The organism is Clostridium sp. ATCC 25772, assembly GCF_001573875.1.
Lineage (GTDB): Bacteria > Bacillota > Clostridia > Clostridiales > Clostridiaceae > Clostridium_J > Clostridium_J senegalense.
In genome coordinates this window covers 1-826 of record NZ_LFRG01000131.1, presented here as the reverse complement: position 1 = coordinate 826, position 826 = coordinate 1, and the positions used below count along the sequence as shown (strand labels likewise).

Sequence of the window (826 nt, the reverse complement as noted above, 5' to 3'; positions counted from 1 at the left end):
TATCTTTAAGGGAAGGCGATAAGTACTATCTATGTTATTTATTTTCAGTATTGAAAAAAAATAACTCACTAAACAAAAGCGAGAAGATAGAAAAACTAAAACCGACTATAAATAGGATTTTAGACAGAATTAAAAATGAATTGTCAATTGACTTATTTATGGATGAACAATTAAAAAAAGGATTATCCATACATTTATATTCGACTATAAGTAGAGGTGGATATTCTGTATTAAGTGAAATTTATAGGGTAAGTGATATAAAAAAGTTATACCCATTTGCATTTGAAATGTCTACTACAGCAGATGTAATAAATGAAGATTATAAATATCGCTTTTTAGATAATGAGCTTATATATTTATCACTACATTTTCAAACAGCGATAGAGAGAGCAAAGAGCAATAAAGATAAGATTAGAGTATTAATTGTTTGCCATTTAGGACAAGTATCAATGGATTTAATAGTAAACAGAATACAAAATATATACAAAGATATAGAAATTATTGGAGCATATTCAGTTCAAACTTTTTTAAAGATGAAAAAAAATTGCTATGATTCAACATAAAGATGTAATTTACGTATCACCTCTTATTAAAGACCAAGATAAAGAAAATATCGAAGCTTATATAAAAAGAAGTGAAAGTAAAAAATTATTTGAAGAATTATTACAAAAAGGAGCATTTATAGAAATTGAAAATGCTAAAACCTATGAAGATGTTTTAAAAGAAATGGTAAAAGTTTTTAATAAAAACTCTAGTGTAGATGATAAATATTTAGATAGTGTTATAAATAGAGAAAAACTATCTACAACTAATATAAATAACATAG

The 826-nt window shown here is 24.5% G+C and carries 2 protein-coding genes; both read left to right on the top strand.

Features of this window, described 5'->3' with window-relative positions; all coding sequences use genetic code 11:
- Positions 1–563, top strand: a 563-nt coding sequence (locus AZI32_RS17140) for a PRD domain-containing protein (RefSeq protein ID WP_157450970.1), incomplete at its 5' end; no start/stop codon positions are given.
- On the top strand, positions 550–826 hold a 277-nt coding region (locus AZI32_RS17135), incomplete at its 3' end, for a PTS sugar transporter subunit IIA (RefSeq protein ID WP_157450969.1). The genes AZI32_RS17140 and AZI32_RS17135, both read left to right, overlap by 14 nt.